Source organism: Pseudomonas sp. JBR1 (assembly GCF_028198185.1).
Taxonomy (GTDB): Bacteria; Pseudomonadota; Gammaproteobacteria; order Pseudomonadales; family Pseudomonadaceae; genus Chryseomonas; species Chryseomonas oryzihabitans_E.
The window spans coordinates 4,908,764-4,935,049 of sequence record NZ_CP116340.1; the positions used below are offsets into that span (position 1 = coordinate 4,908,764).

Annotated in this window: 23 protein-coding genes and 2 pseudogenes; 10 read left to right on the forward strand and 15 right to left on the reverse strand. The window is 65.7% G+C overall.

Annotated features, from left to right (window positions below):
• Positions 1–5: 5 nt before the first annotated feature.
• The 6 genes and pseudogenes from PJ259_RS22625 to pdxR form a co-directional block, all read right to left on the reverse strand.
• The gene (locus tag PJ259_RS22625) at positions 6–959 is read right to left on the reverse strand and encodes a FecR domain-containing protein (RefSeq protein ID WP_271654250.1); all 954 of its coding nucleotides are present in this window, start codon (positions 957–959) and stop codon (positions 6–8) included.
• Positions 956–1,471 carry a sigma-70 family RNA polymerase sigma factor gene (locus tag PJ259_RS22630; protein WP_271654251.1) on the reverse strand — a complete coding sequence of 172 codons (516 nt, stop codon included), beginning with the start codon at positions 1,469–1,471 and terminating at the stop codon, positions 956–958. The genes PJ259_RS22625 and PJ259_RS22630 overlap by 4 nt, the downstream gene beginning before the upstream one ends.
• 243 nt (positions 1,472–1,714) lie before the next feature.
• Positions 1,715–2,908, reverse strand: coding sequence for a DUF2252 domain-containing protein (locus tag PJ259_RS22635; protein WP_271654252.1), 1,194 nt, complete (start codon positions 2,906–2,908; stop codon positions 1,715–1,717).
• Between the two features lie 118 nt (positions 2,909–3,026).
• Positions 3,027–3,890: a methyl-accepting chemotaxis protein gene (locus tag PJ259_RS23055; protein WP_420480507.1), complete on the reverse strand. Its 864-nt coding sequence runs from the start codon at positions 3,888–3,890 to the stop codon at positions 3,027–3,029.
• Positions 3,882–4,658 (reverse strand): annotated as a pseudogene (locus tag PJ259_RS23060) (CHASE3 domain-containing protein); the annotation flags it as partial. The pseudogene PJ259_RS23060 and the gene PJ259_RS23055, both read right to left, overlap by 9 nt.
• Before the next feature lie 405 nt (positions 4,659–5,063).
• On the reverse strand, positions 5,064–6,467 hold the full coding sequence (gene pdxR / locus PJ259_RS22645; RefSeq protein ID WP_271654254.1) for a MocR-like pyridoxine biosynthesis transcription factor PdxR: 1,404 nt from the start codon (positions 6,465–6,467) through the stop codon (positions 5,064–5,066).
• A 210-nt stretch (positions 6,468–6,677) separates the two neighbouring features.
• On the opposite strand from pdxR, the gene PJ259_RS22650 reads away from it, so the two are divergent.
• From PJ259_RS22650 to PJ259_RS22665, 4 genes are all read left to right on the forward strand, one after another.
• Positions 6,678–7,109 (forward strand): carboxymuconolactone decarboxylase family protein, encoded by a 432-nt coding sequence (locus tag PJ259_RS22650; RefSeq protein WP_271654255.1) that lies wholly within the window; start codon positions 6,678–6,680, stop codon positions 7,107–7,109.
• A gap of 136 nt (positions 7,110–7,245) precedes the next feature.
• Positions 7,246–7,602, forward strand: a complete 357-nt coding sequence (locus tag PJ259_RS22655) for a YajD family HNH nuclease (RefSeq protein ID WP_271654256.1) — start codon at positions 7,246–7,248, stop codon at positions 7,600–7,602.
• 316 nt (positions 7,603–7,918) lie between these two features.
• A complete protein-coding gene (locus tag PJ259_RS22660; protein WP_271654257.1) occupies positions 7,919–9,403 on the forward strand; it encodes a SulP family inorganic anion transporter in 1,485 nt (494 codons plus the stop codon).
• A 16-nt stretch (positions 9,404–9,419) separates the two neighbouring features.
• Positions 9,420–10,271, forward strand: coding sequence for a universal stress protein (locus tag PJ259_RS22665; protein WP_271654258.1), 852 nt, complete (start codon positions 9,420–9,422; stop codon positions 10,269–10,271).
• Between the two features lie 42 nt (positions 10,272–10,313).
• On the opposite strand, the gene PJ259_RS22670 is transcribed toward PJ259_RS22665, so the two are convergent.
• The gene (locus PJ259_RS22670) at positions 10,314–11,228 is read right to left on the reverse strand and encodes a LysR family transcriptional regulator (RefSeq protein ID WP_271654259.1); all 915 of its coding nucleotides are present in this window, start codon (positions 11,226–11,228) and stop codon (positions 10,314–10,316) included.
• Between the two features lie 118 nt (positions 11,229–11,346).
• Here PJ259_RS22670 and PJ259_RS22675 point away from each other — a divergent pair, with 118 nt between their 5' ends.
• On the forward strand, positions 11,347–11,607 hold the full coding sequence (locus tag PJ259_RS22675; protein WP_017638984.1) for a DUF2798 domain-containing protein: 261 nt from the start codon (positions 11,347–11,349) through the stop codon (positions 11,605–11,607).
• A 22-nt stretch (positions 11,608–11,629) separates the two neighbouring features.
• Here the strand turns inward: PJ259_RS22675 and PJ259_RS22680 are convergent, their stop codons facing one another.
• On the reverse strand, positions 11,630–12,253 hold the full coding sequence (locus tag PJ259_RS22680) for a DUF998 domain-containing protein (protein ID WP_271654260.1): 624 nt from the start codon (positions 12,251–12,253) through the stop codon (positions 11,630–11,632).
• A gap of 161 nt (positions 12,254–12,414) precedes the next feature.
• Here PJ259_RS22680 and PJ259_RS22685 point away from each other — a divergent pair, with 161 nt between their 5' ends.
• Positions 12,415–13,284 (forward strand): LysR substrate-binding domain-containing protein, encoded by an 870-nt coding sequence (locus PJ259_RS22685; RefSeq protein ID WP_271654261.1) that lies wholly within the window; start codon positions 12,415–12,417, stop codon positions 13,282–13,284.
• Between the two features lie 390 nt (positions 13,285–13,674).
• Here PJ259_RS22685 and PJ259_RS23065 read toward each other — a convergent pair whose 3' ends face one another.
• From PJ259_RS23065 to PJ259_RS22695, 3 genes and pseudogenes are all read right to left on the reverse strand, one after another.
• Positions 13,675–14,547 (reverse strand): methyl-accepting chemotaxis protein, encoded by an 873-nt coding sequence (locus PJ259_RS23065; protein ID WP_442964906.1) that lies wholly within the window; start codon positions 14,545–14,547, stop codon positions 13,675–13,677.
• Positions 14,533–15,588: pseudogene (locus tag PJ259_RS23070) on the reverse strand (methyl-accepting chemotaxis protein); the annotation flags it as partial. The gene PJ259_RS23065 and the pseudogene PJ259_RS23070, both read right to left, overlap by 15 nt.
• A gap of 676 nt (positions 15,589–16,264) precedes the next feature.
• Positions 16,265–17,449, reverse strand: coding sequence for an S-(hydroxymethyl)glutathione dehydrogenase/class III alcohol dehydrogenase (locus tag PJ259_RS22695; protein WP_271654263.1), 1,185 nt, complete (start codon positions 17,447–17,449; stop codon positions 16,265–16,267).
• 80 nt (positions 17,450–17,529) lie between these two features.
• On the opposite strand from PJ259_RS22695, the gene PJ259_RS22700 reads away from it, so the two are divergent.
• Entirely contained in the window at positions 17,530–18,663 is a 1,134-nt protein-coding gene (locus PJ259_RS22700; protein ID WP_271654264.1) for a GlxA family transcriptional regulator, read from the forward strand.
• Positions 18,644–19,153: a phosphoribosyl-AMP cyclohydrolase gene (gene hisI / locus PJ259_RS22705; protein ID WP_271654265.1), complete on the forward strand. Its 510-nt coding sequence runs from the start codon at positions 18,644–18,646 to the stop codon at positions 19,151–19,153. The genes PJ259_RS22700 and hisI overlap by 20 nt, the downstream gene beginning before the upstream one ends.
• 92 nt (positions 19,154–19,245) lie before the next feature.
• Here the strand turns inward: hisI and PJ259_RS22710 are convergent, their stop codons facing one another.
• Together PJ259_RS22710 and PJ259_RS22715 are read right to left on the reverse strand one after the other, a co-directional pair.
• Entirely contained in the window at positions 19,246–20,892 is a 1,647-nt protein-coding gene (locus PJ259_RS22710; protein WP_059314118.1) for an acetolactate synthase large subunit, read from the reverse strand.
• Between the two features lie 152 nt (positions 20,893–21,044).
• Positions 21,045–22,193 carry a YbfB/YjiJ family MFS transporter gene (locus tag PJ259_RS22715; RefSeq protein WP_271654266.1) on the reverse strand — a complete coding sequence of 383 codons (1,149 nt, stop codon included), beginning with the start codon at positions 22,191–22,193 and terminating at the stop codon, positions 21,045–21,047.
• A gap of 110 nt (positions 22,194–22,303) precedes the next feature.
• On the opposite strand from PJ259_RS22715, the gene ptrR reads away from it, so the two are divergent.
• Both ptrR and PJ259_RS22725 read left to right on the forward strand, forming a co-directional pair.
• Positions 22,304–23,188, forward strand: coding sequence for a putrescine utilization regulator PtrR (ptrR, locus tag PJ259_RS22720; protein ID WP_271654267.1), 885 nt, complete (start codon positions 22,304–22,306; stop codon positions 23,186–23,188).
• A gap of 50 nt (positions 23,189–23,238) precedes the next feature.
• The gene (locus PJ259_RS22725) at positions 23,239–24,159 is read left to right on the forward strand and encodes a Gfo/Idh/MocA family protein (protein ID WP_271654268.1); all 921 of its coding nucleotides are present in this window, start codon (positions 23,239–23,241) and stop codon (positions 24,157–24,159) included.
• A gap of 494 nt (positions 24,160–24,653) precedes the next feature.
• On the opposite strand, the gene PJ259_RS22730 is transcribed toward PJ259_RS22725, so the two are convergent.
• Both PJ259_RS22730 and PJ259_RS22735 read right to left on the reverse strand, forming a co-directional pair.
• Positions 24,654–25,262: a LysE family translocator gene (locus PJ259_RS22730; protein WP_271654269.1), complete on the reverse strand. Its 609-nt coding sequence runs from the start codon at positions 25,260–25,262 to the stop codon at positions 24,654–24,656.
• 163 nt (positions 25,263–25,425) lie between these two features.
• Positions 25,426–26,262: a helix-turn-helix transcriptional regulator gene (locus PJ259_RS22735; RefSeq protein ID WP_271654270.1), complete on the reverse strand. Its 837-nt coding sequence runs from the start codon at positions 26,260–26,262 to the stop codon at positions 25,426–25,428.
• Positions 26,263–26,286: the final 24 nt, after the last annotated feature.

A 26,286-nucleotide genomic window follows, 5' to 3' on the forward strand; every position in this document is an offset into this window, starting at 1 on the left:
GCCGTTCAGGGCGCACCCACCGCGACCCAGTAGCGGGTGCGGCGCGTGACGCGGATCGGCAGGGTGCGTTCCAGCGCCAGCAAGGCCTGGTCCGTGTCATCCAGCGACAGGGCGCCGGATACCCGCAACTCGGCCACCGCCGGGTCGCAGCGCAGCAGCCCAGGGCGATAGCGACCCAGTTCCGCCAGCACCTCGGCCAGGGGGCGGTCGTGGGCCAGCAGCATGCCACGCGTCCAGAGGCTGGCGTCCTCGTCCACCGGGGCGAGGCGCTGTACGCCGCGGGCGTCGAACCAGGCCTGCTGCCCCGCGGCCAGGCGTATGGCCGCGCCCTGCTGCGGCCTCACTTCCACGCCATGGGCAAAGACCGCCACCCGACAGAGGTCCTCCTCCAGGCGCATGCTGAAACGGGTACCCAGGGCTTCGACCTCGCCTTGCGCCAGGCTGACCACGAACGGTCGCCGTGGCACCAGGGGATCGGTATGGGTGGTCACCAGCACCTCGCCGCGCCGCAGTCGCAGGCACCGCACCTGCGCGTCGAAGCGCACGTCCAGGGCGGAGGCGGTGTTCAGGACCAGCTGACTGCCATCGGCGAGCACCAGGCTCCGGCGCTCGCCCGTGGCGGTGGCCAGGTCGGCCTCCGGTTCGCCCAGCGGCAGGCTATGCAGGGCCAGCCAGCCGCCAGGAACCCCCACCAGCAGGGCCGTGAGCAGGCGCAGGGTGCGTCGCCGGCTGAGCGTCCGGTCACCCGCACGCCGCACCACCTGCTGACCGATGTCGGTGGGAACGCTGGCGAAGGTGCCCATGACCCGTTCGGCCCGCGCCCAGGCGGCGCGATGGGCCTCGCTTTGCCCACGCCACCGCTCGAAGGCCTGGCGCTGTGCCTCGTCGGCTTCATCGAAATTGAGGGTGAGCAGCCACTCGGCCGCCTCTTCGAGCAGGCGTGGCGCGGGACGGGTCATGCCTCGCTGGCCACCAGGCAGGCGACCAGGGCGCGCTGGATGTGGCGGCGCACCGTGATCACCGCCAGGTCCAGCCGCACCGCGATCTCGGCCAGGGTCAGCCGCTGGAATTGCGCCAGCAGAAAGGCCTCCCGTACCGGCGCGGGCAGGCCGTCGAGCATGGCATCGATGCGCAGCAGGGCGTCGACGATCAGCCAGTGCGTCTCCGGCGACGGCACCTGGGCTTCGGGCAGGTGGGCGATGGCTTCACGGTAGGCGCGCTCCACCTCTTGCCGCCGCCAGAGGTCGATCACCAGTCCCTTGGCCACCTGCACCAGATAACGCCGCGAGTCGTCGCGACCTGGGAGGCGCCCGGAGGTCAGGATGCGCAGGTAGGTGTCCTGGGCGATATCCGCCGCATCCGGCGCATTGCCCAGCCGCCCGCGCAGCCAGCCACTGAGCCAGCCATGATGGTCGCGATAGAGTTGGTCCAGCGCGACGGTCGGCGAGCCGGCAGGCAGGGCAGGGTGCATGGAAGATCCTTGGCGCGAGCGCCAGCCTCTAAATGATAAAGCGTCTCATTTTATTTAAAGGGCAGACATCGCACAATGCGCGATTGCCTGGATCGACGAAGCGGGTAAGGGGCAAGCGGAAAGCGGAAAGCGGAAGATGAGCGCAGCCCCTGGCCGACGGAGCCTGGCGGGCAGGTCCCAGGGGAGGACCATGGCAAGAGCCTGGCCTGAGGCGGACAGCCTCAGGCCGGCTTCACGACGAGCTCAGTCCTGCGCATGCTCCAGCGCATAGGCGCGGCAATGGGCGAGGTAGCCCATCTCGTGGGCGCCCACCAGCTGCACCACGCTGCTCCATAGCCAGGAGGGGGCATCCAGGGTGCGGGTGCGATTGCGTTGCAGATCGCTCATCCACTCCACGCGGGTGGCCAGGTCCATCTGTCGGGCGTGGGCGCGACCGACCACGCGCGCCAGGTAGGCCGCGGCGCTCATGGCTTCGCGGGCGCTGAGTTCGTCCAGCTCCAGCTTGAGGTCCTGGGGCAGCAGTTCACGGATGAAGAAGGAGTGATCGAGCATGCGCACCGCCAGCATGCGATTGCCCAGCGCGGGGGAGAGCTGGCGTGCCCCTTCCACTACGCGCTTGCCGTTATCGCGTGGCATGGTCGCGTGAGCCACGCGCGGAGCGGCGGCGGCCACTGCCTGCTTGACGTCGATCAGGCAGTAGTCCTGATCGTCGCCATCGTCCACGCCCAGCAGCACGGCGTAACGGCGCAAGCCCAGGGAGCTGCAGCCCTTGACCCAGTAGGCACTGTCGAGCAGCTCGACGCGGCTATCGTGGCTGCGGCCCTTGAGCGAGGTCACCAGGGCATGGATACCCGGGGTCTCGCACAGCTCGGCGATGGCCAGGCGCTCGGCCTTGCTCAGCTGCCAGAAGTGCTTGCCCAGCGGAAGCTTGGGGCGGGTGTTTTCCATACGCTCGCGGGCCAGGTGCTTCCAGGTGCGTTGCACCGCGCTGCGCATCCCAGCCTTGACCTGGGCCGGTCGCGGCACCTCGCGCTCGAGGTCGTCTTCGAAGGCGATCTCGTAGCCGCGCATCATTTCTTCGAGCATCCGCGCCGTGGTCACGCCCGGCAGGTCGGAGCCGCGTGCCGCCGTGGCCAGCGACAGCGCCAGGCGCACCAGGTCATGGGCCGGATTGCCAACCACGGTCTGGTCCAGGTCGCGGATATTGACGTCGGTGGCACCATGCAGGTCGCCGGTAGGGCCAAGATTGCCGGCGTGGCAGTCGCCACAGATCCATACCGCCGGCCCGTTGGGCAGGCTGCGGCCGGGTTGGCTGTGCAGCCACTCATAGAACTGGACGGTGCTGCCGCGGACATAGGCGTGGGCGGAACGGGCCATCTTCAGGTTGCGCAGTTGGTTGAGGCGGGGAATACGATCAGCGGGACGCGGGGTTTTCATGCAGGGCGCAGGCCTCGAGGGATACGCCTGTGTGACCGCTTCGCTAGGTGAATGTTGCGGGGTATTTCACGGCCTGACCCCGGCAGCTGCCCGGGGTCGCTATCCGCGGGGTGAAGGGCTAGCAGCGGAACTGGCCGATCTGGCGATTCAGGTCGTTGGCCAGGGCATCGAGGGAGACGGCGGTCTGCACCGTCTCGTCGATGGCTTCACTGTTCTGCTGGGCCATCTGCGCCAGGCGCTCCACGGTACGGGCGACGTCGTGACTGGCAGCAGTCTGCTCGCGCAGCGCCAGGGAGATCTGGTTGACCACCCGCACCACATTGTCCGAGGACGCATTGATGCTGACCACCGCCTCGCCGGCCTGGTTGGCCAGGTCGACGCCGCCGTTGACCTGGCGTACGCCCACCTCCATGTCGCTCATGGCGGCCTGGGTCGCGGCCTGGATCTTCTCGATCATGGCGGCGATCTCCTGGGTGGAGTTGGTGGTGCGTTGCGCCAGCTGGCGAACCTCATCGGCCACCACGGCGAAGCCGCGGCCCTGTTCGCCGGCCCGCGCCGCTTCGATGGCCGCGTTGAGCGCCAGCAGGTTGGTCTGGTCGGCGATGCCCTTGATCACGCTGACGATGGAGGACACCCGCTCGGAGTGCTCGCCCAGCTCGCCGATGCGCGTGGCCGAGGACTGCACCGTGCCGGCAATGGATCTCATGCTGTCCACCGAGGCCTGGATGGTCTGGCCGCCGTCCTGGGCCAGGCGGCCCGACTGGCTGGAGAGGTCGTGGGCTTCCCCGGCGTTGTCCGCCACGTGATTGATGCTCACGGTCAGTTCCTCCACGGTAGCGGCCATGCTGGAGGCGGCACTGGACTGCTCCTGGGCGGCGGCCGACAGCTGCTGGGAATTGGCGGAGATGGTGTGGGCGGCGGCGACCAGCTGGTCGGTCCCCTGCTTGATGCCCTGGATCATGGCGCGCAGCTTTTCCTGCATCTGGCCAAAGGCGCCGAGCAGTTGGCCCACCTCATCGCGACCCGCGGCCGGGATCGGCGAATCCAGCTGGCCCGCGGCGATGGCGCGAGCGACGGTGACGGCCTGGGCCAGGCGGCCGACCACCGTCCGCGACAGCGACCAGGCGATAACCAGGGCCAGCAGGGTGGCGAGAATGCCCCCGCTGATCAGGATCAGCATGGCGTGCTGCTTGGCGTCCTGCATCGACTCGGTACGGCTGTCCAGCAGGCGGGTCTCACGGGTCTTGATCTGGCCCAGCACGTCACGCATGTCGTCCATCTTGCCCTTGTCCTGGGCGGTGGCGATGCGGCTGGTGAGGACGTCCAGCGGCTGGCTGCCAGCATTGACCTGCCGCCGCAGCGCCAGGATCTGCTGCACCGACTCCTGGTGCCACTGCGCCTCGGCCTGACCCAGTTGTACCAGGCTGGCCTGCTGCTCGGGATTGTCACGGGTGAGCTGGGTCAGCTCCTGCAACTGCTCGGCGAATTGGCGTTTCCCCTGGTTGAGAGGATCGAGAAATTCGTCCTTGCCGGTCAGGGCGAAGCCGCGCATCCCGGTTTCCATGTTGACCAGCGCCAACAGCGCGGCGTCGGAATCCTGCAGTACGTGGTAGGAATGGATGTTCTGCTGGACCGCCGAATTGACCTGGTTGAAGCCCTGGCTGGCCGCCAGGATCAGCGCCAGGATGATGACCAGGATCGCGCCGAAGCCGAGTTTGAGTTTGTTCGAGATGGTCAGCTGTTGCAGCATGGGAAAACCTCAAGCGCTAGGTAGTCGACTCAGGCCCATCGGGCAGACGGTTGGGGGTACAGCGAGCTAGCGGAGGGGAACGCGACTGATCCGTGTCTTGTGCCGACGGCGGGGAAGCGTGGCTCCTGGTAGTGCAGGTACCGCTGAAAGGTGTGGCTCGCTCGGCGCGCTCTCGGAGTACAGCGAAAGCAGCACGGTTTCGACTGAAGAGGTGCAGGCCAGAGCCTTCGAGCTGGGTGTTTGAGCGAAGAGGCAGGAAAAAGTTTTATGTGACGCAGTAAACATTTTTGCGGTTGGCGTCAGGTGGCGCAGAGGGTGCGCCAGAGGCGAGCGGGAACCGGCTCTTGCCTACTAGGAGAGGTCGTCCTGCGTGAGCAGCGGTTCGGAGGTGCAAGGTTGCGTTGCCTAGGCATTCCTCAGCCGAGCCAGTCGCCGAGCCAGTTCGGCGGCTTCCGCAGGGCTGGCGACGTTGGTGAAGCCCAGCAGCAGGCCCTGCCGCTCTGGCGTTTCCAGGTACCAGCGTGACAGGGCCTGGACCGCCAACCCCTCAGCCTGGGCGGCAGTTGCCCAGGGGCGGTCATCTCCCTCGATCAGGCGTGCCAGCAGGTGTAGGCCGCCCGCCCGGAGCTCGACTTGGACCCCCGGGGTGTTGGTTGCCAGCAGCGCCTCGGCCAGCCACTGGCGACGCTGCCGGTAGAGGGTACGCATGCGGTTGAGATGACGAGCGAAATGCCCTTCTTCGAGAAAGCTTGCCACCGTGGCCTGCAGCAACTGGGGCGCGTGGTTGTGCAGGTGATCGGCGCTAAGGGTGAAGGCCTCGATCTGCTCGGGCGGCACGACCAGGTAGGCAAGGCGCAGACCGGGAAACAGCACCTTGCTGAAGGTGCCGGCATAGAGTACCCGTCCTTGGTCATCCAGACTCTTGAGCGCCGGCAGCGGCTTGCCCTGGTAGCGGTACTCGCTGTCGTAGTCGTCTTCGATGATCCAGGCATGCTGGCGCCGTGCCCAGTCCAGCAGCGCCAGTCGCCGGGGCAGCGACAGGGCTACGCCCAACGGACTCTGATGGCTGGGGGTAACCAGCGCGCAGCGCGCCGTGGGTGCCTGGGCTAAACCGGCGGCCACATCCAGTCCTGCGTCATCCACCGGCACCGGAATCAGCTCGAGACCCGCGGTCTGCAAAGCGCGCCGGGCGATGAAATAGCCGGGTTCCTCGAACCAGCAGGCATCGCCGGGCGTTAGCAGCGTCTGGACGACCAGGTCCAGGCAGGCGCTATAGCCCGCGCAGACGAACACCTGTGCTGGATGACAGGCGATGCCCCGGGACAACCCCAGGTAGGTGGCGATGGCCGTGCGTAGGCCGGCATGACCCCTGGCATCGGGATAGACCAGCCCTTCCAGCCCCTGGTGGCGCAGTTGCCGCGCGGCCAGGCGTGTCCATACCTTGCGCGGAAAGGCATCCAGGGCGGGCAGGCCCAGCTGCAGGGGCAGGGGTGGCCCGCCAGCATGGGTCGTCAGCATCCGAGGTGCGACGGGGTTCATCGGTGGCGGTGCAGCGGAGCGACTCCATTGGGGCGAGACGATGGTTCCGGCCGGGCCGCGTGGCAGCAGGAAGCCTTCGGCGATCAGCTGCTGGTAGGCCATCTCCACCGTTCCCCGCGCCACGTTCAGCTCCGCCGCCAGGGCACGCACCGCCGGTACCCGATCACCGGGACGCAAACGCCCGTCGTCCAGTGCCTGACGAAAGCGCTGATAGAGCTGCCGATAGAGAGGCAGGGCGAGGCGGCTGTCGAGGGCGGCATTCAGGGTCATGGCCTGGTCGTTTGTGTCTTTCTTGGCTCTATAGCCTAGGCCATCGGCTGCCTAGAGTGAGCGCAGCTTTCCCGGAAATGCTCGCCAGGGCTTTGGGCACTCAGCTACCTGAAGGGCCCGTCCGACATTGCCGGACCCTGGCGACCGCCCGTGAACAACACTTCCGTGAAGCCATCTCGCCCACCTGGTGACCACTACCTGGAGTAAGCCATGAGCCAACTGCGCCTGCCGTTTTCCACCCTCTCGCCCGCCGCCTACCAGGGCCTGATCGCCACGGGCCAGGCCCTGGCGCAGAGTTCGCTCGGCCTGGAACTGGTGGAGCTGGTCTACTTGCGCATCTCCCAGATCAACGGCTGCGCCTTCTGCCTGGGCAAGCATGCCCAGACATTGCGCGAGCAAGGCGTGGCCCAGGCCAAGCTCGACCGTCTAGCCGGCTGGCGCATCAGCGATCTCTTCGACGCCCGCGAGCGCGCTGCCCTGGAATGGGCCGAGACCTTGACCGCTATCGCCGAGAAGGGCGCACCCGATGCCCTTTACGAACCACTCAAGATGCACTTCAGTGACGCCGAGATCTCCGACCTGACCTTTGTCGTGGCGCTGATGAATGCCTTCAACCGGCTGGCGGTGGGGATGCAGCTGTAAAGTCGTCTTACCGCTTCAGCTACCGGTGACGGGGCGGTGATCCTGGCAGTCTGGATACCGTCCTCCACGCCTTGGCATCCTGCGCTGCGATCGATCGCGCTATATACTCGCGTCTTTACCTCTTTCAGGGTGCAGCATGGCTACCGATACCTCGAAGCTGGATCGAATCCTCGCCGAGACCCAGCGCGAGCGCGAACGCGGCTATCGTGACAAGGCGCTGAAGATGTATCCCCACGTCTGTGGTCGCTGCGCGCGGGAATTCGCCGGCAAGCGCCTGAGCGAGCTGACCGTGCATCATCGCGACCACAACCACGACAACAATCCCCAGGATGGCTCCAACTGGGAATTGCTCTGCCTGTACTGCCACGACAACGAGCACAGCCGCTACACCGATCAGCAGTATTTCAGCGACAGCTCCCTGAGCACGCCCAAGGTGGCCCAGGCCACCCACAACCCCTTCGCGGGGCTGGCGGGACTGCTGAAGAAGGAATGAAAGCGCTGCCCGTGATCAAGAGCGGGCGCGCCTCGGCCTTCTCACCCAGGTAGCTGAGGTCGGCTCGACAGGTAACGCCGCCTGGCCGGGTGCTCTGAACCTTCTGCTTTTCGTGTTATCCTTTGGTCATGCATTTTCCCTCCCGCGACTGGCAACCTAGTCCCCCATAGCTCGCACCTCTCCCGTCCTTGCTGCTGACGCAAGGACGTCTGCCGTCCTGTCGCGCCCGCGGCGTGGCGGCTGCCAACCCTGGAATTCACGCCTGATCCGGCGTCTGCCACTCGCTCGACGGGTCAGGCACAGGTGCGAGTTGTCTATGTTGAATACCCTCAAGACACATTGGTTTTCCAATGTGAAGAACGATGTGCTGTCTGGATTGGTCGTCGCCCTGGCGCTGATCCCCGAAGCCATCGCCTTTTCCATCATCGCGGGACTCGATCCCAAGGTGGGGCTCTACGCCTCCTTCTGCATCGCCGTGGTGATCGCCTTCGTCGGCGGTCGCCCCGGCATGATCTCGGCGGCTACCGGCGCCATGGCGCTGCTGATGGTGACCCTGGTCAAGGAGCACGGCCTGCAGTATCTGCTCGCCGCGACCCTGTTGACCGGGGTGCTGCAGATCGCCGCCGGCTACCTGCGTCTGGGCGCGCTGATGCGCTTCGTGTCCCGCTCCGTGGTGACGGGCTTCGTCAACGCCCTGGCGATCCTGATCTTCCTGGCCCAGTTGCCCGAGCTGACCCATGTCGGCTGGGAGGTCTACGCCATGACCGCTGCGGGGCTGGGCATCATCTATCTGTTCCCGCTGCTACCGGTGGTGGGCAGACTGCTACCTTCGCCGCTGGTGTGCATCCTGGTGCTGACGGGTGTCTCCCTCGCCCTGGGGCTGGACATCCGCACGGTGGGTGACATGGGACAGCTGCCCGATACCCTGCCGGTGCTGCTCTGGCCCCAGGTGCCGCTGAATCTCGACACCCTGCTGATCATCCTGCCCTATTCCCTGGCGCTGGCCGTGGTGGGGCTGCTGGAATCCCTGATGACGGCCACCATCGTCGACGACATCACCGATACGCCCAGCGACAAGAATCGCGAGTGCAAAGGGCAGGGCATCGCCAACATCGCCGCCGGCCTGCTGGGCGGCATGGCGGGCTGCGCCATGATCGGCCAGTCGGTGATCAACATGAAATCCGGCGGGCGCACCCGGCTGTCCACCCTCTGTGCCGGCGTCTTCCTGCTGCTGATGGTGGTGTTTCTCGGTGACTGGCTCGCCCGGATTCCCATGGCGGCGCTGGTGGCGGTGATGATCATGGTGTCCATCGGCACCTTCAGCTGGGATTCGATCCGCAATCTGCGGCGGCATCCGCTCTCCACCAACCTGGTGATGGTGGCCACCGTGGTGGTCGTGGTCGCCACCCACAACCTGGCGCTCGGCGTGCTGGTCGGGGTGCTGCTGGCTTCGCTGTTCTTCGCCAACAAGGTGGGGCACCAACTGACGCTGACGTCTCGTCTGGAAGCGCCCGGCATTCGCGTCTACGAGGTGCGTGGCCAGGTGTTCTTCTCATCCACCGCGGCCTTCATCGAGGCCTTCGATTTCAAGGAGGTGCTGGACGAGGTCCGCATCGATCTCAGGGCGGCCCAGTTCTGGGACATCACCGCCGTCGCCGCCCTGGACAAGGTCGTGCTCAGGTATCGCCGGGAAGGCGTAACCGTGCAGGTCCTCGACCTCGATCAGGCCAGCGCGACCCTGGTCGACCGCTTTGGCATCCACGACAAACCCGGGGCCGACAGCCAGCTGCTGGGCCACTGAGAGGGAGAACAGACCCATGAAAGACATCATCGCCTGCCTCGACGGTTCGCCGCTGACAGCCAGCGTCTGCGACCATGGCGCCTGGCTGGCACAACGGCTGGAGCTGCCCCTCACCCTGCTGCATGTCCTGGAGCGCAGCCTCTATCCCACCGCCCCCGATGCCAGCGGCACCATAGGCCTCGGTTCGCGCGAGCACCTGCTCGAGGAACTGGCGCGGCTGGACGAGCAGCGCGCGCGTCTGGCGCGTGCCGATGGCGCGGCCCTGTTGGCCGGGGCCGTGGAACGGTTGCAGGACAGCGGGCTGGTCAAGGCACCTGCCACGCTCCAGCGGCACGACTACCTGGTGGATACCCTGCGCGAACTGGAGGCGGACATGAGTCTGCTGGTGATCGGCAAGCGCGGCGAGCACGCCGGTCGCCGCGGTATCGGTAGCCAGCTGGAAACGGTGGTGCGAACACTGCACAAGCCCATCCTGGTGTGCGCCGCCGACTTCCGCGAACCCCAGCGCTTTCTACTCGCCTACGATGGTAGCGAGGCTACCCATCAGGGACTGCTGGAAGTCGCCAGGAGCGGGTTGCTGGCAGGGCTGCAGGGCGAGGTCTTGCAGGTCGGTGAGTCCACGCCGGCGCGCGTGGCCGAACTGGAGGCCGCTGCGGAGCTCCTGCGTACCGGCGGCAGCGAGGTGACGACCCACCTCATGGCAGGGCATCCGGCCGAGGTGATTCCCGAGCGGGTCCAGGCCTCTCGGGCCGACCTGCTGGTGATGGGCGCCTACCGCCATTCCGCCGCCCGGCGCTTGCTGCTGGGCAGTCAGACGTCCCACCTGCTGCACCACACCGACATCACCACCCTGGTACTGCGCCTCTGAGAAAGAGGCCCTGGTCGCTACGACGGCCAGGGCCTTCGCCTGTCAGGAATCAGGCTGCAGGGCCTGTTCGAGAAAGTCGATGAAGGCACGAACCTTGCCGCTCAGCGCGGAACGCTCGGAAACGCAGGCATAGATGTCCATCGGCTCCGACTGCGCAGCGGTGGCGTCTTGGCTCTGGGCGTCGAACAGCGATACCAGCTGGCCCCGCTCGATCAGCGGCAGGGCGACGAAGTCCGCCAGGCGCGCGATGCCGCCCCCGTTCACGGCGAGCTGGGCGATCATGTCGATGTCGTCGCAGACGAAGCCAGGGCGGGTGGCCGCCTCGAAGGTCTGACCCGCGCGCACGAAGCGCCAGGGCAGATAGCGTCCATCGGTGGGATAGCGAAACAGCAGACAGGCGTGCTGCTGCAGCTCTTCCGGGGTGCGGGGTGTGCCGGCCTGTTCGAGATAGGCGGGCGCGGCGCAGAACACAAAGGCACGAGAAGCGATCCGGCGGGCGACCAGGCTGTCGCTCAGCTGCGCCTTGATCCTCAGGCTGACATCGATCTGTTCCAGGCGATGATCCAGGCGCCGGTCGCTGCCGATCAATTCGATGTCGATGCCCGGATAGGTCTGTTTGAACGCCGGCAGCAGCGGCGCGAGCAGGTGGCGGCCAAAGGCGGCGGTGGTGGCTATCCGCAGCGATCCCTGCGGCTCGCTGGCCAGGGTCGCCAGGTGGGCGGCAACCTCGACGTCCTGGGGGATGTGCCGGACTTTCTCGAAATAGCGGGCGCCGCTTTCGGTCATGGCGAGACGGCGCGTGGTCCGCGACAGTAGCCGTACGCCCAGATGTGCCTCCAGGCGAGCGATGCTCTGGCTCACCGCGGCCGCGCTCAGGCCCTGAGCACGGGCGGCGCCGGCGATGCTGCCCGCTTCCACGACCCTGATGTAGGTACTGATCAAGCCCAGGATGTCCATGGGGGCCCTGCCGAAGGATTCGTTGATTTCTGTTTATAGTGAACCAAGGCGGAGAAGGCTACCGGCAGATATTCGCCCTTGTAAGCTTGGCCTCGATTCCTTGACCCGAGGCAACCCGATGAATCCGATCAGTCCTGCTACTTCCACCAAGCGCCGCTTTCCCAAGCGGGCGACGCCCTATGTCTTCGCCCTCTATATGTCGACCATCATGGCCCTGCTGATGTGCCTGGTGATCACCCTGGCGGAGTTCGGCTTCGACGCCGACTACTTCAGGAATGTGATGAGTGCCTATCAGGTGGCCATGCCGTCCGCCTTCGTCTGTGTGTTGCTGGTACGGCCTGTGGTCGCCCGACTCGTCGCCCTGACCGTCCATGCCTGAGCGGTTTCGGGCGGCTGGTCGGTTACGGCTGGCCACCTGGGCTGCGCCTGGCCATTCCGCTCAGGACGGCGAGCCAGCCGACGCCCACGGCATAGTTGAGGCGCTGGTAGAGCCCGAAGCCTTGGCCGTCGGCGACCGCGCTCGCCATCATGCCCGCGGTGACCAGGGCCAGCATCGTGCAGATCGCCGAGAAAACCGCCAGGCCGGGCGAGGCCAGCAACCGCTTGCCGAGCCAAGCCCAGAGCGCGCTCGCCAGGGTCAGCGACAGGAACATCACCAGGCCGGCCAGGTTGTGCAGCTGCTGGGAAACGGAGGGCTGCAGCGGGGCGCAGCCCTGGTCGCAAGGGAACAGCCCGGTGGCGAAGCTTGCCAGGCCGTGGAGCAGGATCAGGGCCGCGCTCAACCCGGCCAGGCGCGACGTGCGAAAACGTCTGGCCAGCCCCAGGGCGACCAGCACGAAGAGCACGCCGAGAGGCACGTTATTGAGCCAGGCGGAAAATCCCTGCGTGGGCGCATCGACAGCCCCCAGCCGACTCAGGGCATGATCGACATGGCTGTAACCGGGATACGCCAGGGCGGTCAGCCCTACGCCGATAGTCAACCAGAACGGAATCAACAGACCCGTGCCCAGCAGCAGCCGATCCATCCGGTTCCAGGCGAACGTCCTCGTCATCATCATTCCTACTGCCTCCCTGGTGTCGTCTGGTCATGCTAGGAGGTGCTGGCGGGCAAGCGTTACGGATTTTTTTGCAAGGCAGCTTGCCCAGGCGTCATCCTGGGGCGCCCCGCTGCCAAGGATGACCGCTGATGACTAGACGCCTGCCCAGTACTACGGCGCTGGTGGCCCTGGAGGCGGCCGCCCGCCATCTCAGCTTCGCCAAGGCGGCGCAGGAGCTGTCGCTCAGCGAGGGCGCGATCAGCCGGCAGATCGCCAAGCTGGAGGCTGCATTGGGCGTCAGGCTGTTTCTGCGGATCGGCAATCGCGTCGAGCTTTCCGCTGCCGGAGCCCGCTATGCCGCGCACATGCGCACGGCCCTTGCCGACATCGAACGCCACACGCGGCAACTGATCGCCCAGGCCCGCGGCACCACCGCGCTGGAGATCGGCGTCATCCCGACCCTGGCGGGTCGCTGGCTGATCCCGATGCTGGCGCGCTTCCAGGAGCGCCATCCGGACATCGAGGTCAATCTGCGCGAGCGGACGCAGCCCTTCGCCCTGGAAGACAGCGGACTGCACGCCGCGATCAACTATGACCATCCGGTCTGGCACGCTCTGCGGGTGCAGCCGTTGTTCGAGACGCAGCTGGTCGCGGTCTGTCATCCGCGCCTGGCGGGCAATCCTCCGGCCAGCCTGCCGCTCCTGCACAAGCTGGAGAGTCCGCACAGCTGGGCCCGTTATGCCACGCTCACCGGGTTAACCCTGGGCGCCCAGGCGGTTGGTCCTACCTATGATCGCTACTCGCTGCTGATCGAGGCCGCCAAGGCCGGCTTTGGCATGGCCCTGGTACCTGAGCACTACATCGAGGAGGACCTGGTCGCCGGCCGGCTCCAGGCGCCCTGGCCGGTCCTGCCGGAACTGCGCGAACGCTATGTGCTGGTCACCCGTCCCACGACGGAAATCGATACCGCGCTCGCAAGTTTCGAACGTTGGCTGCTGGAAGAGGCGAGGGTGGGGTGAGGGAAGTCGTGGCGCCGTAGGTTGGGTTGAGACGGCTTCACCGTCGAAGCCCAAAGGCCTAGCCTTCACCTAAACTGGCGTTGGGCTTCGCTGTGCTCAGCCCAACCTACCTTCGTGCCAGCGTGGAAAAGGCTGCGCCGTTTTCCACCCTACGCCAGGCATGACAGGTGCTTCCTACTCCCTCGGGTAGAGCCAGCCGTAGGTTGGGTTGAGACGGCTTCACCGTCGAAGCCCAACGGCCCAGCCTTCACCTGACTGATGTTGGGCTTCGCTGTGCTCAGCCCAGCCTACCTTTTGTGCCGCGTTTTCCTTCCTGCTGGATGTCCATCCCAGGCGCTCCCTCTCCCTTGGGGAGAGGACCGGGGTGAGGGGAAGGAGCGCCCGCGAGGATCACACCTTGAAGCGTGTCGTCATCTCCTGCAGGCGCACACCGATACGGGCGAGCTCCATGCTCGACGAGGCCGTCTCCTCGCTGGCGGCGGCGGTCTGGTCGGAGATGTCGCGGACGTTGGTGACGTTGCGGCTGATCTCTTCGCCGGCCGAACTCTGCTGCTCGGCCGCGCAGGCTATCTGTTCGTTCATCGACTCGATGTCTTTCACCGACTGGGTGATGCGCTTGAGCATCTCGCCCGCCTCGCGGGACAGGCCGACGCTGCTGTCGGTCAACTGCACGTTATGGTCGAGCACCGTCGCCATGCGGTCGGTGCTCTGGTGCAGACCGGTGATGAGCTGGGCGATCTCGTCCGTCGAGGAGCGGGTACGCTGGGCCAGGCCGCGGACCTCGTCGGCGACCACGGCGAAGCCACGTCCCGCCTCGCCGGCACGGGCGGCTTCGATGGCGGCATTGAGCGCCAGCAGGTTGGTCTGCTCGGCCACCGCCTTGATTACGTCGAGTACGCCGCCAATGCTGTCGGCGTGGCCACGGAGGGTGGCCATGGCCGCCTTGGTCGACGCCATTTCCCGGGCCAGCAGCTCGATCTGGTCGATTGCCTTGCTGACCGATTGATCGCCTTGCTGGGCCTGGCGACTGGCGTCCAGCGCGGACTTGGCCGCTTCGCCAGCATTGCGCGCCACCTCGTGGGTGGTGGCGGTCATTTCCTGCATGGCGGTGGCGATCTGGTCGGTCTCGACCTTTTGCGACTGCACTCCAGCGCTGGTCTGCTCGGTGACCGCCGACAACTGCTCGGCAGCGCTCGCTACCTGGACGACACCGTCACGCACCTCGCCAATGAGACGCCGCAAGTTGCCGGTCATGCGCTGCATGCTGGTCTGCAGGGCGCCCAGTTCATCCTTGCGGGTGACCTGCTGCTGATGGGTGAAGTCGCCGCTGGCGACCATTTCGGCGAGCGCCACGGTGTCCTGCAAGGGTTTGACGATGGAACGGGTGATCAGCCAGGCACAGGCCAGGCCCAGCACGATGGCGACCGCCAGCCAGATCAGCAGCAGCTGGCGAGCAGCTGCCACGTCGGCGGCGCGGAACTCCTGCTGGATCGCGGTCAGCTTGTCAGCGATGGAGAGCAGGGTAGTGATGGTACGGGTGATGCCGGCCTGGGCCTCATCCACGCGTACCTGGGTGGCGACCAACTGGTCGAGTCGCTGCTGATAGCCGTTGATTTCACCGAGCAGCTTCTGCACGGTATCGGCCGGCAGGGCCGTGGCACCGAGGGCCTTGGCCTGGTTGATCACGACGCCGATAGCGGTACGGGCGGCCTGTTCGCTGTCCTTGCTCGGAGCGGTGGCATAACTGCGGAAATCCACCCGCATTCGTTGCATGGCGACGAAGAGAGTGGCCAGTTGCTGGCGATCGGTTGGACGACCGGCCTCGGTGTTGGCCGCTTCAGAAAGGGAGAGCATATGGGTATTGGCTGCCTCGGCCGAAGCGGACGCCATCTTGCGGGCGGCTTCGCGCTCGCGCGTCGCCGCGACCGCCTGGTTGTAGTAGTCGCGATAGCGCTTGAGTGTGGTGTCAGCCTCGTCCAGCAGGGTCTTGTTCACTGGTGCGTTGAAGGACGGCATGATGCCGTGCAGCTGGCCTTCGGTCTTTTCCAGCGCGGCGAGCCATTTGGCGGCCTGGGCATCGTCGGCCTTGACGAAGTACACCAGCCGCTCGATACGCATGTCGCGGGCCACGGTGCTGTAACCGGCGATGTCGTTCATGCGTTCGCTGCGGTCCCGTAAGGTATCGGTGGCCGACCAGCCGGTATAGGCCACCAGCAGGATCATGCCGATGAGCAGGGTGAAGCCCAGGGCCAGCTTGGCCCTGACGGTGAGATTGCTTAGTACATTCCAGCCATTTTGCTGCATGGGGGCTACCTGGATAGCGGAGCGTGGGACGGCGGCGGCGTGGGGCCGGCACCTCGTGCTTCAGGGTTACGGCAGCCTCTAGAATTCGTCAGCCCACCGGCAGGACCGGTCGGCGCGAAGGGGGCGCTTGGCATTGAATGCGGGTAACCACGGATTGGCCTGAAAGAGTCGCTATCAAGGCACTGTGCTGTTGCCGGTCACGTCGGACCCCTCGCCGGGCGACGCGCGCCGCAGGGAGGATAGAGCGCACAGCGTGCATCGATTACTGCGATTCTTAATGGGCCCTTAATAGAACGCGAATCGCCGGAATATTCGAATCCAGGCGATAGGCTGCCTAGTTAGTAGGATGGTCGGCGATTGCTTAAGTTGTCCTACGTCATATCTTATCGGTTTGATAGGGCTTCCACGCTTAATAGCTTGACTATATGGCTGTTGGAACAGCGCACATCTGTCCGCCAGTCACCGCTTTTTTGAACGTTAGGGATCCAGGTGCCCTTCGCTGCTTACGCGGTCGTCGAGTGGATAGCTGGGATCTGTCCTGCCCGTCGCTGGCCTGGCTGCATCAGTCATGCGCGCTGCATACAAAAATGCCCCGACCTTATGGCTGGGGCATTTCTCTGTCTATCCAAGTAGCTGCAGCAGCGCTACCCGAAGATGGCCCTCAGGCCTGCTCGGCTCAAGGGGTAGCGAGGGTCTTGCCGTGACGGTCCACGATCACGCCCGGCAGGTCATGGCTGAGGGTGTCCTGTTCGCGGTAGTGCAAGACCGAACGGATCGCTTCGCCTCGCTTGAGGAGATCGAAGGCGACATTGAGGGCTTCATGGCCCATGTTGTGGGTGATATAGGGGTCGACGTTGATCTCGCCACGCAGCCATTCATCCACCATCTGCGGCAGCCCGGTACGACCCAGGACGCCACCGAAAGCGGACCCTCGCCAGACCCGGCCCGTCACCAGCTGGAAGGGGCGGGTGGCGATCTCCTCTCCCGCGCCGGCCACACCGATGATGACACTTTCGCCCCAGCCCTTGTGGCAGCACTCCAGCGCCGCGCGCATCAGCCTGACGTTGCCGACGCATTCGAAGGAGAAGTCCACTCCGCCGTTGGTCATCTCGACGATGACCTGTTCGATGGGCTCCTTGAAGGCGTTGGGGTCAAGGCAGTCGTGCGCGCCTAGTGACCGCGCCAGGGCGAACTTGGCCGGGTTCACATCGATACCAATGATGCGGCCGGCACCCTGCAGCACCGCGCCCTGGATCACCGCCATGCCGACGGCGCCCAGGCCGAACACGGCCACGGTATCGCCGGGGCGGACCTTGGCCGTGTTGCGCACCGCGCCGATGCCGGTGGGTATGGCGCAACCCATGATCGACGCCTTGGCCAGTGGCGCGTCACGACTGATCTTGGCCACGGCGATTTCCGGCAGCACCGTGTATTCGCTGAAGGTGCTGGTGCCCATGTAGTGGAAGAGGGTCCGGCCCTTGTAGGAAAAGCGGCTGGTGCCATCGGGCATCAGGCCCTCGCCCTGGGTCTTGCGAATGCTCTGGCTGAGATTGGTCTTGCCGGACTTGATATAGGGGCAGTTGGGGTCCTCGGGGGTATAGAGGGGGATCACATGATCGCCCGGGTTCACGGAGGTCACGCCGCGTCCCACTTCTTCGACGATGCCGCAGCCTTCGTGGCCCAGGATGCAGGGAAACCTGCCTTCGGGATCGCGTCCCGACAGGGTGAAAACGTCGGTATGGCAGAGGCTGGTGGTGACGATGCGCACCAGCACTTCACCGTCCTTTGGACCTTCCAGATCCACTTCCTCGAATTCGAGCGGCTGATTGGGCGCCCAGGCGATGGCAGCACGTGTCTTCATGGGTCTTTCCTATAATGTTATAATGTAACATTAGTCAGCCTAACGGCGTTCCTGTGGAGGGGCTAGCGCAAAAAGGGGACTTGGCGTGGAACGACGGCAAACTGGCCGTTTCCTTCGCTTGCCAGGGCCTTTCTGCCAGGCATATGCAGACTCAGAAAAGCGCCAGCGCGCAGTGCGTCGATATCGTCATTTATCCCGGGTTCAAGGCGCTTGAAGCGGTCGGTGCGGTCAGTGTCTTCGAATACGCCAATACGAGGTTGCTGGAGGCCGGTCTGCCGGCCGCCTACGCGTTGCGCCTCTGTGCACCCGTGCCGGGCATGATCCTGTCGGATACCCAGATCGTTCTGGAGGCCCGTCATGGGCTGACGCTGGAGGCGGACCTGGCGCTGATCGTCGGCGCGCGCGACATCGACCGGGCCCTGGCCGATCAGCCCGGGCTGATCGAATGGAGCCGGCGCATGGCCCGGCGGCCGGCGACGTTGGTGGGCCTGTGCTCGGGGGCTTTTTTCCTGGCCGAGGCAGGAGTGCTCGATGGCCAGCGCGCCACCACGCATTGGCGCCTGTCGAGCCAGCTGGCCCGGCGGTATCCCCGCATCGAAGTGGTCGAGGATGCGATTTTCCTGCAGGCGGGCCATGTCTGGACCTCGGCGGGCGTCACGGCGGCGCTGGACCTGAGTCTGGCGCTGGTCGAGCGGGACCTGGGGCTGGATGTGGCCCTGGCGGTGGCGCGCGACCTGGTGGTCTATCTCAAGCGCCCAGGCGGGCAAGCGCAATTCAGCCAGTACCTGCACAGCCAGATGACCCGGCACACCGGCGTGCGGCAGCTCCAGGAATGGATCCTGCGCAACCTGGATCAGCCCTTGGGGATCAGCGAGTTGAGCACTCGAGCGGCTATGAGCCCACGCAACCTCGGCCGGGTATTTCGGCGCGAGACCGGTTGTTCTCCCGCCGTCTTCGTCGAGCGCGGCCGCATCGAGCTGGCGCGTCGGTTGCTGGAAGACGGCAAGGCGCCGCTGAAACAGGTGGCCCGGCGCTGCGGATTCGGCTCGGACGATCACTTGCGTAGGGTTTTCCGCCGCCACCTCGGCGTCACCCCCAAGGCCTATCAGGATCGCTTTGGCCGGGGTGCGAAGGCGATGCAGGAATCCATCGTTCACGCCTTGGACGCCGATCGACCTACAGGAGGAAAATCCGATGACCGCTTCTATTTCTAGTCCCGACACCTTGGAAACCCGCACTTTCGCCCCTCGCTGCTCCATCGAACAGGTGGAGGAAGGCCAGGGGCTGGCGCCCCGATTCGACGAAGCCGGGCTGCTAGCCTGCGTCACCACGGACGCCCGAACGGGTGAGGTGCTGATGCTGGGCTACATGAACCGCGAGGCCTTGGAAAAGACCCTGCAGACCGGGCGGGCGCACTATTGGAGTCGCGCGCGGCAGATGCTCTGGTGCAAGAGGGCCAGCAGCGGTCTGGTTCAGGAGGTGGAGGAGTTGCGTATCGACGACGATCAGGATGTGGTCTGGCTCCGGGTGACCGTGGCGGGTTCCGGTGCCAGCTGCCACGTGGGCTATCGCTCCTGCTTCTATCGGCGCGTGCCGGTCGGTCGCCAGCCTGAGCAGGGCATCGGACTCGTCTTCACCCAGTCGGGCAAGACCTTCGATCCGGAGCAGGTGTATGGGGACGCGCCGAATCCGACGCAGCTGTAGCTCCGGTAGTGCAAAGCTGGCGCAAGACACCACCAAGCAAAAACGCCCCGACCTCACGGCCGGGGCGTTCCCCATGGGGCTAGGCTACCCGATCACACCGCTGCGCTGCGCTCCTTGATGTCCTGGTGCAGGATGCGGTCGTTCTCGGAGTAGTCCACCGGGCAGTCGATGACGTGGACGCCGGGGGTGTCCAGGCAGTGCCGCACCAGCGGCGCGAAGGCTGCGGCGCTTTCCACGCGATGGCCGTTGGCGCCGTAGCTTTCGGCGTAGCGGACGAAGTCCGGGTTGCCGTAGTCCAGGCCGAAGTCCTCGAAGCCCATCTGCGCCTGCTTCCAGCGGATCATGCCGTAGCCGTCGTCGCGCAGGATGATGACCACTAGGTTCATCTTCAGGCGCACCGCGGTTTCCAGTTCCTGGCTGTTCATCATGAAGCCACCGTCACCGCATACCGCCACGATGGGGGTATTGGGGTAGACCAGACGTGCGGCCATGGCCGACGGCAGGCCCGCGCCCATGGTGGCCAGGGCGTTGTCCAGCAGCACCGTGTTGGGCATGTAGGCCTTGTAGTTGCGGGCGAACCAGATCTTGTAGATGCCGTTGTCCAGGGCGACGATGCCGTCGGACGGCAGCACGTTACGCAGATCGGCCACCAGGCGCTGCGGATAGACCGGGAAGCGGTCGTCGGTAGCGCCTTCGGCGACATGGGCCTCGTTGGCTTCGCGGATGGTCAGCAGGCGGTCGAAGTCCCAGGTGGGCTGGACCTCGATGCGCTCCTTGATCTCCCAGATGGCGTTGGCGATGTCGCCGACCACCTCGACCTGGGGGAAGTACACCGGATCGACTTCGGCGGAGCGGAAGTTGATGTGGATGACCTCAGTGCCGCCTCGGGTCATGAAGAACGGCGGCTTCTCGATCACATCGTGGCCGATGTTGACGATGAGGTCGGCGGACTCCAGGGCGCGGTGCACGAAGTCACCGGCGGAAAGGGCGGCGTTGCCCAGGAAGCGCGGATGGCGCTCGTCGACCACGCCCTTGCCCAGCTGGGTGGTGACGAAGGGGATGCCGGTCTTCTCGATCAGCTGACGCAGCACCCGCGCGGTCATCTTGCGGTTGGTGCCGGCGCCCAGCACCAGTACCGGGCTGCGGGCGTTCTCCAGCTTGGAGACGGCGGCGGCGATGGCCTTGGCTTCGGCGACCGGACGACGGCTCAGGCTCGGCGGTACCGGCAGGCTCTCGGTGTGCTCGTCGGCGATGTCTTCCGGCAGTTCCAGGTGCACGGAGCCGGGCTTTTCTTCCTCGGCGAGGCGGAAGGCCTCGCGGATGCGCGACGGGATGTTGTCGGCGGAGGCGAACTGGTGGGTGTACTTGGTGAGCGGCGCCATCATACGGCACACGTCGAGAATCTGGAAACGCCCCTGCTTGGATTTCTTGATCGGCTTCTGGCCGGTCAGCATCAGCATCGGCATGCCGCCCAGGTAGGCGTAGGCGCCGGCGGTGACCAGGTTGGTGGCCCCTGGACCGAGGGTGGAAAGGCAGACACCGGTCTTGCCGGTGAAGCGGCCGTAGGTGGCGGCCATGAAGCCGGCGGACTGCTCGTGGCGAGTCAGGATCAGCTTGATCTGCGAGGAGCGACGCAGGGATTCCAGCAGGTCCAGGTTCTCTTCGCCGGGAATGCCGAAGATGTATTCCACACCCTCGTTTTCCAAGCAGCGAACGACCAGATCGGAGGCCTTCATCATGAGTGTTGTGTTCCTTGTAGGGTGGGTGGCGAGCGCCTGAGGCGCCTCCTCTATGAGGCGCAGCGGCCACTGTACTCAGGAACGGCGAAACATTTCAAAACAAGGTGCGACCCCGTTTTACTTCTGTGACGAATAGCCGCAGCGGAAACGATTCAGGCGATGCAGCGTTGCAGGGACGCCCGGGCACTGCGCAATTGCAGACCAGCGAAGAGCAGGCCCAGGGCGGCGATCACCAGCGCCGGTTGCAGGTTGCCGGCATAGTGACTGCTCACCGCGCCCAGCAACGGGCCGAGCAGCTGGCCGCTGGCGAAGCTGGCGGTCAGCACCCCGGCGTTGCGTTGCGGCGTGGCCGGCGCCAGCTCGCGACCGTATTGCATCACCAGCTGCATGCAGGCGAGGAAGGGGCCACCACAGAGCAGCACGCCCAGGAACAGCGCCAGACTGCCCGGCAGCAGACAGAGCACGACGCCCGTAGCCTGCAACCAGAGGGTCGCGATCAACCAGCGGCGGGTATCGGTGCCCGGGCGTCTCAGGCTGACCAGCACCACGCCCAGCGCGGCGGCCAGACCGTATCCCGGCCAGAACAGGTCGGCCTGCCACTGGCCATGAAAGCGGCTGGCGGCCATCTGCGACAGGAAGGTGGCCGGCAGGATGTAGCCGACGCCCACCAGGCCATAGGCCAGGATCAGCCGGTTGAAGGCGGGCGAGCGCTTGGCCGGCGCCGCGGCGGTGGTAGGCAGCGGGGTGACGGGACCACGCCGCGGCAGCAGGGGCAGCAGCGCCAGGGTCGCGACGCTGGCGAGCAGGCCGTAGCTCAGCCACAGCTGGTTGGAATCGCCACCCAGGCGATTGCTGACCAGGGCCATCAGACCGCTGATGAGGATACCCACCCCGGGACCGGTAAAGACCAGGGCGCCGAGCCGCGGCCGTCCGGCTTCGGCGGCCAGGGGCTGGCTCAGACCGGTCACCATCACCAGCACCCAGGCACTGGCGAGGCCGGTGCCGAAGCGCAGCAGCGCCTGGGCGGCCAGGCCATCGGCAAGCAGCGACGCCAGGGTCAGGCCGGCGCAGAGCCAGAGGCCACCGACCAGGCGCGCGTGGGTGCGACGGGCGAAGAGGGCGTCCAGGGCCCCGAGCAGATAGCCCAGGTAGTTGGCCGCGGCCAGCAGACTGGCGCCGGTGAGATCGATCTGGCCTTCGGCGATGAGATGGGGCAGGGCGGGGGTGAGGGCGAAGCGGCCGATGCCCATGGCGGTGGCCAGGGCCAGCAGGCAGGCCAGCAGGCGGGTGGTGGCGGTCATCGAAAAGGCTCCGGAAGCAAGTGGATGTGGACAGCCTAGGCCTTGAAGTTGATCAATAAAAACGAATAATAGAGAAATAGATGTTCAGCTAAAGAGAAAGGTGGTGATCCATGGAGTTCGCAGAGCTACGCATCTTCCAGGCGGTGGCCGAGGAAGGTTCCCTGGTGAAGGCCGCCGAGCGACTCAATCGGGTGCCGTCCAATCTCTCCACGCGCTTGCGCCAGCTGGAAGACAAACTGGGCGTTGAGCTGTTCCTGCGCGAGCGCCAGCGGCTGCACCTGACCGCCGCTGGCCATCGCCTGCTGGACTACGCCCACCGCCTGTTCGCCCTGGCCGACGAGGCACGCAGCGCGGTGCAGGGTAGCGAGCCGGCCGGCACCTTCGTGCTCGGTTCCATGTTCAGTACTGCAGCCATCCATCTGCCCGGCCTGCTGGCGCGCTATCACCAGCGCTATCCCAAGGTGAATCTGCAGGTGCACAGTGGCCCCAGTGGCGAACTGGTGGAGGGGCTGCTGGCCGGCCGTCTGGACGCCGCCCTGGTGGACGGCCCGGCGCCCGATGCGGCGCTGGAAGGTCAGCCCTGGTTCGAGGAGCGGCTGGTGCTGATCACCGGATTGGAGCTTGGACCGGTACGCTCGCCGGCCGACGTGGCGGGGCGCCCGGTGTTCGGCTTTCGCGCCGGCTGCTCCTATCGCCGCTACCTGGATACCTGGTACGCGGCGGCGGGGGTGCCCAGCGGGCCGGTGATGGAGATCGAGTCCTACCACAGCATGCTGGCCTGCGTGATCACTGGTGGAGTGGCGCTGATGCCGGAATCCATGCTCGACAGCCTGCCTGGCCGCGAGCGGGTGCAGCGCCACGCGATCCAGGCGCGCTTCGCCCAGGCCACTACCTGGCTGATGTGGCGCAAGGGCCGCGAGGGCGCCAATCTGCACAGCTGGCTGGAGTTGCGCGAGAGCCTGCAGGCCGACCGCGAAGCTGTTGCTTTGGTGTGATGATTACCCGATCCTAGACGGCGGACTTCCACCGTCTACCGAGGACGATCATGATAAGAATAGCCATCGTCGGTTTGGGCAAGATCGCCCGTGACCAGCACCTGCCGGCGCTCGCCGCCAATCCTAAATACGAGCTGGTCGCCGTGGCCAGCCGCAACGCCCAGCTCGACGGCGTCGCCCACTATCCCAGCCTGAGCGCCCTGCTCGAAGACGGCCCGTCCATCGACGCCGTGTCCCTCTGCGCGCCAGCGGCGGTGCGCTACGAACAGGCGCGCGAGGCCCTGGCCGCCGGCAAGCACGTGATGCTGGAAAAGCCCCCGGGGGCGACTCTGAGTGAAGTGGAAGCCCTGACCCGTCAGGCCGAGGCGGCGGGTCTTTCGCTGTTCGCCACCTGGCATTCCCGCTACGCCCAGGGCGTGCAGCCGGCCCGCGAATGGCTGGAAGGCAAGCGCATCCAGGCGGTGCGCATCGAATGGAAGGAAGACGTGCGCGTCTGGCATCCCGGTCAGGCCTGGATCTGGGAACCGGGCGGCATGGGCGTCTTCGATCCGGGCATCAATGCCCTGTCCATCGTCACCGCCATCCTGCCACGGCCATTCTTTCTCAAGGAGGCTGCGCTACAGGTACCCGGCAACTGCCAGACCCCGGTGGCCGCGCAACTGGCCTTCGTCGACAGCGCCGGCGTACCCATCGCCGCCGACTTCGACTTCCTGCAGACCGGACCCCAGACCTGGGACATCCACGTCGACACCGAGGCCGGTCGCCTGACCCTGAGCAAAGGCGGCAGCGAACTGTACCTGGACGGCCAACTGACCCACCAAGGCCCCGACCAGGAATACGCCGGCCTCTATGCCCGCTTCGCCGAACTGGTCGCCCAGAACCGCTCCGACGTGGACGTGGCACCGCTCCGCCACGTGGCCGACGCCTTCCTCTATGGCCGTCGCGAGACAGTGGCGGAGTTCCACGAGTAGGGCGACCCTCACCCCAACCCTCTCCCCGAGGGAGAGGGGGCGTCCAGACCCACCGCTGCGTTTTTCGTAGGTTGGGTTGAGCGCAGCGAAGCCCAACAAGGGTGTCTGGCCTGTGGGCTTCGACGATAGAGCCGTCTCAGCCCAACCTACGAGTTAGCGGTCCTTTCACCCCAACCCTCTCCTCGAGGAAGAGGGTGCGCTTGGGCCCAGCGTAGGGTGGAAAGCGGCGCAGTCTTTTCCACGCGCGGTACTCGTAGGTTGGGCTGAGCGCAGCGAAGCCCAACGGGGGGTGGTCCTGCCTGTTGGGCTTCGACGATGGAGCCGTCTCAGCCCAACCTACGAGGTAGCGGTTCCCTCACCCCAACCCTCTCCCTAAGGGAGAGGGGGCGCTTGGACCCAGGTAGGGAGGAAAACGGCGCAGCCTTTTCCACGCGCGGTACTCGTAGGTTGGGCTGAGCGTAGCGAAGCCCAACAGGGCTACGCCTCGGATCCCCTTATAGGCTCGTCCACAACAGGCGAATGGCCATGCTGAAAAAGGCGCAGGCGAAACCGATACTCAGGCCTTGCGCCAGGCGCGGGCTGGCAACCAGGCGCTTCCTCATCTGCGCCGCAAGCAGGCCGTACAGGGTGAATACCACCCACGTCATACCCATGAAGACACCGGACAGAAGCAGCACCTGGGTGAGCGGCGCGGCGGATTGCCGATCCAGGAATTGCGGCAGATAGGCAAGAAAGAACAGGGTCAACTTGGGGTTGAACAGGTTCAGCAGAACGGCTTGCCGGATGATCTGTCGATCCCCGTTGGGATAGGTAGCGCCCGTGCTCCAGGCGCTGGCATTGCGGATCTGCCGATAGGCCAGGTAGAGCAGATAGGTCACTCCCAGATAGCGCAGGCCCTCCAGCACTAGCGGTCGGGCTTGTAGCAGCGCTGTCAGGCCACAAAGGGTCAGCAGCAGGTGAGGCAGGATTCCGAGGGTACAACCTGCGGCGGCCAACAGCGCGGCGCGGCGTCCATAGGTGGTGCCGACCGCTATCGTCAGCAGGGCGCCTGTCCCTGGCGACGCGACCACGATGAAGGTAGTCAGTAAGAAGTCGAGTGTCATGGCTGCTGACTCGCCTCAGAAAACGCCTGGCCTATCACGGCTACCCAGCCACCACGGTCGATGTCTGTAGTGGTCTGGCGCGAGGCCAGGGGATAATCTTTGAGTGCGTACACGGCTGATACCTGTCAGGAGAACAGGGTCTTAGCCTGGCCGGCGTTGGCATTCAGCGTCTTGAACGAAATTGCAGGCGGGCTGCCGCCTTGGCGTAGGCGCCAGGCGTGTAGCCGTAGGTACGCTTGAACAGACGAGTGAGATGGCTCTGGTCGGCGAAGCCCGTAGCTGCAGCGCTCTCGACCAGCGACAGTCCACTTGCGATCAGACGGCGCGCCTGCTGAAGTCGGCGTTGGATGAGATAGGCGTGGGGTGTAAGTCCGGTGGCTCTGGTGAAGGCGCGAAGCAACTGGTAGCGGCTCAGCCCTGTGGCGTCAGCCAATTCGGCGAGGGTGTGTGCCATCAGCGGAGCGTCATCGAGCTGCTCTCGAGCCCGTGCAATACTGGCTGGAATGACGCAGCGTTCTGCTGGTCTAGGCTGGAGCAAGCCGCTCAGCAACAGGATGAGGTTTTGTTCCCATGCCAAGGAGCTGGCCTCACTGACTGGGTTCACCGTAGCGATGAAGGCGTTGGCGAAGCTCTGTGACAGGCGTCTATCGGCAAGACGCGGTTGGCTGAACTCCACTTGGCGGACATGCCCGAGAATGTCCTGTCCCATGTCGGCGACCAGGCTGGGATGCAGGTAGAGCATGCGCCAGGCGCGGCCGGTTTCATCCAGGGGCGCTCCGTCGTGTACCTCGCCGGGATTCACCGTGATGACATCCCCTGGACCGGCCTCGACCAGTCCTCGACCGCTCAGGGATTTCTGCGCGCCACGGTGGATCAGGCCGATACCGAAGTCGTCATGGGTATGACGGGCGAAGGTGCAGGACGTATCGGCCACCATCGCCTCAATGCCTGACTGAGTGCAGGGCAGCGGTCGCACGAAAGAGGGTTTGCTGGGCGCCATGATCGATCCTGACTGATCGGAAGG

Bases quoted from the DNA above. Each gene is read 5' to 3' on its own strand.
- PJ259_RS22660 (WP_271654257.1), top strand. From the start codon at position 7,919: ATGTTGAATACCCTCAAGACACATTGGTTTTCCAATGTGAAGAACGAT.
- PJ259_RS22715 (WP_271654266.1), bottom strand. From the start codon at position 22,193: ATGACCGCCACCACCCGCCTGCTGGCCTGCCTGCTGGCCCTGGCCACC.
- PJ259_RS22735 (WP_271654270.1), bottom strand. From the start codon at position 26,262: ATGGCGCCCAGCAAACCCTCTTTCGTGCGACCGCTGCCCTGCACTCAG.
- PJ259_RS22725 (WP_271654268.1), top strand. From the start codon at position 23,239: ATGATAAGAATAGCCATCGTCGGTTTGGGCAAGATCGCCCGTGACCAG.
- PJ259_RS22625 (WP_271654250.1), bottom strand. From the start codon at position 959: ATGACCCGTCCCGCGCCACGCCTGCTCGAAGAGGCGGCCGAGTGGCTG.
- PJ259_RS23055 (WP_420480507.1), bottom strand. From the start codon at position 3,890: ATGCAGGAAAAGCTGCGCGCCATGATCCAGGGCATCAAGCAGGGGACC.
- PJ259_RS22675 (WP_017638984.1), top strand. From the start codon at position 11,347: ATGAATCCGATCAGTCCTGCTACTTCCACCAAGCGCCGCTTTCCCAAG.
- PJ259_RS22730 (WP_271654269.1), bottom strand. From the start codon at position 25,262: ATGACACTCGACTTCTTACTGACTACCTTCATCGTGGTCGCGTCGCCA.
- PJ259_RS22665 (WP_271654258.1), top strand. From the start codon at position 9,420: ATGAAAGACATCATCGCCTGCCTCGACGGTTCGCCGCTGACAGCCAGC.
- PJ259_RS22650 (WP_271654255.1), top strand. From the start codon at position 6,678: ATGAGCCAACTGCGCCTGCCGTTTTCCACCCTCTCGCCCGCCGCCTAC.
- PJ259_RS22710 (WP_059314118.1), bottom strand. From the start codon at position 20,892: ATGATGAAGGCCTCCGATCTGGTCGTTCGCTGCTTGGAAAACGAGGGT.
- PJ259_RS22630 (WP_271654251.1), bottom strand. From the start codon at position 1,471: ATGCACCCTGCCCTGCCTGCCGGCTCGCCGACCGTCGCGCTGGACCAA.
- PJ259_RS22670 (WP_271654259.1), bottom strand. From the start codon at position 11,228: ATGGACATCCTGGGCTTGATCAGTACCTACATCAGGGTCGTGGAAGCG.
- hisI (WP_271654265.1), top strand. From the start codon at position 18,644: ATGACCGCTTCTATTTCTAGTCCCGACACCTTGGAAACCCGCACTTTC.
- PJ259_RS23065 (WP_442964906.1), bottom strand. From the start codon at position 14,547: ATGCAGCGCATGACCGGCAACTTGCGGCGTCTCATTGGCGAGGTGCGT.
- ptrR (WP_271654267.1), top strand. From the start codon at position 22,304: ATGGAGTTCGCAGAGCTACGCATCTTCCAGGCGGTGGCCGAGGAAGGT.
- PJ259_RS22655 (WP_271654256.1), top strand. From the start codon at position 7,246: ATGGCTACCGATACCTCGAAGCTGGATCGAATCCTCGCCGAGACCCAG.
- PJ259_RS22635 (WP_271654252.1), bottom strand. From the start codon at position 2,908: ATGAAAACCCCGCGTCCCGCTGATCGTATTCCCCGCCTCAACCAACTG.
- PJ259_RS22680 (WP_271654260.1), bottom strand. From the start codon at position 12,253: ATGGATCGGCTGCTGCTGGGCACGGGTCTGTTGATTCCGTTCTGGTTG.
- PJ259_RS22685 (WP_271654261.1), top strand. From the start codon at position 12,415: ATGACTAGACGCCTGCCCAGTACTACGGCGCTGGTGGCCCTGGAGGCG.
- PJ259_RS22695 (WP_271654263.1), bottom strand. From the start codon at position 17,449: ATGAAGACACGTGCTGCCATCGCCTGGGCGCCCAATCAGCCGCTCGAA.
- pdxR (WP_271654254.1), bottom strand. From the start codon at position 6,467: ATGACCCTGAATGCCGCCCTCGACAGCCGCCTCGCCCTGCCTCTCTAT.